At 69.0% G+C, this 4345-nt stretch carries 3 protein-coding genes; 1 reads left to right on the top strand and 2 read right to left on the bottom strand.

What is annotated here, in order from left to right; translation table 11 throughout:
* Positions 1-251: hypothetical protein (locus A33M_RS25165; protein ID WP_237718440.1), on the bottom strand; the 251-nt coding region annotated here is incomplete at its 3' end.
* Between the two features lie 549 nt (positions 252-800).
* On the bottom strand, positions 801-2030 hold the full coding sequence (hemA, locus tag A33M_RS21495; RefSeq protein ID WP_008391958.1) for a 5-aminolevulinate synthase: 1230 nt from the start codon (positions 2028-2030) through the stop codon (positions 801-803).
* 720 nt (positions 2031-2750) lie between these two features.
* Between hemA and A33M_RS21490 the strand changes: the two genes are divergently transcribed.
* Positions 2751-4220, top strand: a complete 1470-nt coding sequence (locus A33M_RS21490) for a YcjX family protein (RefSeq protein ID WP_040622508.1) — start codon at positions 2751-2753, stop codon at positions 4218-4220.
* The last annotated feature ends 125 nt before the right edge of the window (positions 4221-4345 follow it).

Raw genomic sequence — 4345 nt, 5'->3', positions numbered from 1 at the left:
CAAACGAAAACGCCCGCCGCGAAATCCTCGCAGCGGGCGTTTCGCGTTTCCATGTTCGGCGTAAAGGCCCAAAAACCGGAATGAAAGCGGTCGTCCGAGTCCGAGTCCGCGGCGACGGCGAACAGGAACACCCGGGCGCCCCGGCCTTCCTCCGCTCCGGCGGGATCGGTTTCGACCTGTCGGCGAGAACGCGCTCCGGCCGCGTCTCGGCGGATCGGGTTTGCGCCGTGCCTTCGTCCTTCGAGACGCATTCCTGCGGAGTGCTCCTCTGGACGAGGTCGTAGGCCGTCGCCGCTGAAATGAAGCAACCGCGCCGAGCCGCGGGTGAGCCCACGGCGCTCCGTCTGCGGCCGGCCTCGGCTGCAGCGGATGCGGTCGGACGAACGTCATGAGCGTCGGGGATCGCGTCGGCGCGGACGTCCGAGATGCGGGCCGCCGGATCATCGGTTCGAACGACGAGCCCCGGGCATGTTCACGGGTCGGCGTCCTCATACCGACGGCGACCGAGTTCGACCTCGTCCTGAGGGCGGGCACCGATCTCGGTTTTACCCGAGATCGGCACTTGTATGCCCAAGTCGGCTGCTGCCGACTTGGGTGGCCGCATCTCGAAGGACGAGGGCACTGGCCGGACCTCGTCCTTCGAGACGGCCGCTTCGCGGCCGCCGGGATGAGGTCATCGTCTCTCGTCGTTGGTGTCGCAAAACAAAAGCGCGGGCGAAAAGCCCGCGCTTCCGAAACGTCGTCGCCGCGAAACGAAACGCGGCCGGGTCACGCTGCGCCGAGGAGACGCTGCGGAAAATTCACTCCGCGGCGATCGCCCGCGGCTTGAACGGCAGCTCGAGCCGCTCCCACACGTCGACCAGAGCCTCGGCGAGTGCGTGGATCAGCGCGTCCTCGTGATACGGCGACGGGGTGATGCGCAGCCGCTCGGTGCCCTTCGGCACGGTCGGGTAGTTGATCGGCTGGATGTAGATGCCGTGATCGTTCAGCAGGATGTCGGTCGCGGCCTTGCACTTCTCGGGGTCGCCGACGAACACCGGCACGATGTGGGTGTCGGTCGGCATCACCGGGATGCCGGAGGCGGCGAGCACCGCCTTCACCTTGGCGGCGCGCTCCTGGTGACGCTCGCGCTCCCAGCTCGAGGTCTTCAGATGCTTGATCGCGGCGGTCGCGGCGGCGCAGACGGCCGGCGGCAGCGCGGTGGTGAAGATGAAGCCGGGCGCATAGGAGCGCACGGCGTCGACCATGTCCTTGGTGCCGGTGATGTAGCCGCCGAGGCAGCCATAGGCCTTGGCCAGCGTCGCCTCGACCACGTCGACGCGATGCATCTCGCCCTGGTGCTCGGCCTGGCCGCCGCCGCGGGCGCCGTACATGCCGACTGCGTGCACCTCGTCGATATAGGTCATCGCGTTGTACTTTTCGGCGAGGTCGCAGATCTTGCCGATCGGCGAGACGTCGCCGTCCATCGAGTACAGGCCCTCGAACACGATCAGCTTGGCGCGCTCCTTGCCGGCCTTCTTCAGGAGCTCCTCGAGGTGCTCGACGTCGTTGTGGCGCCACACCTGCTTGGCGGTGCCGGCATTGCGCACGCCGGTGATCATCGAGTTGTGGTTGAGCGCGTCGGACAGGATCAGGCAGTCGGGCAAAAGCTTGGCGATCGTCGAGATGCCGGCGTCGTTGGAGACGTAGCCGGAGGTGAAGACGAGGCCGGCTTCCTTCTGGTGCAGGTCCGCGAGCTCTTGCTCCAGCAGGACCAGCGGATGGTTGTTGCCCGCGATGTTGCGGGTGCCGCCGGCGCCGGTGCCCATGCGGGTCGCGGTCTCGACCATGGCGCCGATCACCTTCGGGTGCTGGCCCATGCCGAGATAGTCGTTCGAGCACCACACGACGACGTCGCGCGGGCCTTCCGGCGTGTGCTGGATCGCGCGCGGGAACCGACCGGCGAGCCGCTCGAGATGGGCGAACACACGGTACCGGCGCTCATCGTGCAGTCGATTCAATGCGTCGGTGAAATAATCGTTGTATCCCATTGGTAGAACTCCCCCGATCACGTCGGCACGACGGAAAGGATAAGACGGTGGGAAAAGTTGACAACGGCGAATGTCAGCCTGCCTTGACGTTTGTCAACGAACGGACCCGGAACGCGCACGGCGACACGGGGGCCCGGCGGTAGCTCGGTGAGGCTTTTCGACGCCCCCGCAGGTGGCGCCGCGCGAAGCCCGCGCACTTCCTCCATCTGTTCCAATTCCAATGAGAGATCAAGCCCGAACGGGCATTTGCGGGCGATCGTGATCGGCCCCACGGGGCCGGCGGCGGGCGCTCGCGGCGGGGCGCGGCAGCGCCCGGACGCCGCGGAAACGTCCGGCGAAATGCGGTGACGCCGTGTCCATCGGTCGCACTGCGACACCATGGACGCCGGACGCGGCGAACCGCCGCGGATGGCGGTGGATCGGCCGGCTTTCGCCACCGCCGGGCGTCACCTTCCTGCACCACTCGTCCCGGTTCTCGCAGGTCGGGGACGCAGCGGATCGCGCAAGCCGTTCGTTCTTGCTAGGACACGTGCTGTCGGAACGCGAATCGTCGCCAAGTCCGCCAGGGTGTCGAGTGGCGCCGGCAGCGAGGCCGGCGGAGGGCGGCCGGGGGCCGCCCGATCGCTCGGTGCCCTCGGCCGGGCGCGGCACGAAGCGGGGTGCTGGCGTCCGTCCGGCCGGGCGCTCGATGTTTCAAGTCCAATTCAAGTCGTTGCTGTCATGGCCTCTCTGGTTTCCGACCTCGTCGAGCGGGCGCGGCTCACGGCCCGCGCCATCGTCGACTTCGGCGAGAACTTGTTTTCTCCGACCATCCGGATCGGGGTCACCGGGCTGTCGCGCGCCGGCAAGACGGTGTTCATCACCGCGCTGGTGCACGGGCTCGCCCGCGGCGGCCGCTTTCCCGTGTTCACGGCGGCCGAGCAGGAGCGCATTTTGCGCGCCTATCTCGCCCCGCAGCCGGACGACGCGGTGCCGCGGTTCGACTACGAGAACCACGTGCGGGCGCTGGTCGACGAGCGGATCTGGCCGGAATCGACCCGCCAGATCAGCGAGCTTCGCGTCGTCATCGAGCACAAGGGCGGCACCGGCCAGCGCACCCTGACGCTCGACATCGTCGACTATCCGGGCGAGTGGCTGCTCGACCTGCCGTTGCTCGACAAGTCCTACGAGCAGTGGTCGAAAGAGAGCCTCGCACTCGCCCGGGCCGGGCCGCGGGCGATGCTGGCCGGCGAGTGGCTCGCCTACAATGCGACGCTCGACGCCCGCTTGCCGGCCGACGAGCAGCAGGCGATCGCCGCCGCGCAACGCTACACCGCGTACCTGAAGGCCTGCCGCGAGGAGCGCTGGTCGCTGTCGCTGTTGCCGCCGGGACGGTTCCTGCTGCCGGGCGATCTCGCCGGCTCGCCGGCGCTCACCTTCGCGCCGCTGTCGCTGCCGCCGGAGGCGGAGCCGCCGCAGGGCTCGCTGTGGGCGATGATGCGGCGGCGCTACGACGCCTACAAGGACATCGTCGTAAAGCCGTTCTTCCGCGATCACTTCGCCCGGCTCGACCGGCAGATCGTGCTGGTCGACCTGCTCGCCGCGCTCAATGCCGGGCCGGCGGCGATCCGCGACCTCGAATACGCCCTCGCCTCGATCCTCGACTGCTTCCAGGTCGGCCGGAATACGCTTTTGTCGACCCTGATCAATCCGCGCGTCGACAAGGTCCTTTTCGCCGCGACCAAGGCGGACCATCTGCACCAGGTGAGCCACGACCGCCTCGAGGCGATCCTCGGCCGGATGATCGAGCACGCCGCGAGCCGCGCGAAATATGCCGGCGCCGAGACCGACGTGGTGGCGCTCGCCGCGGTGCGGGCGACCCGCGAGGCGCGGGTGCGCTCGAACGGCGACGAGCTGCCGGCGATCGTCGGCGTGCCGGCCAAGGGCGAGCGCGCCGCCGGCCACGTGTTCGACGGCGAGCGCGAGATCGCGCTCTTCCCCGGCGACCTGCCGGCCGACCCGCAGCGGGTGTTCGACATCGGCCGCAACGGCTTTCAGGGCCTCACCGCGACCACCCCGGAGGAGGCCGAGTTCCGCTTTCTGCGCTTCCGGCCGCCGCGGATCGAGCGTACGGTGGACGGGTTGCCGACCCTGCCCCATATCCGCCTGGACCGCGTGCTGCAGTTTCTGATCGGAGACCGTTTCCAATGAGCAGCCCCGAACCCCGCCGTCCCGCCGCGTTCAGCATCGACGATCCGAACGTGCTGGTCGGGCCGGCGCCCGCCGCCGGGCCGCCGCCGCGCCGGCCGTTCGCCCGGCTGAAGACCGCCGCGCCG

The sequence above is a fragment of the Rhodovulum sp. PH10 genome, from assembly GCF_000293785.1.
Lineage (GTDB): Bacteria > Pseudomonadota > Alphaproteobacteria > Rhizobiales > Xanthobacteraceae > Rhodoplanes.
The sequence above is the reverse complement of the archived record's forward strand: the minus strand, read 5'-3'. Positions and strand labels throughout refer to the sequence as shown.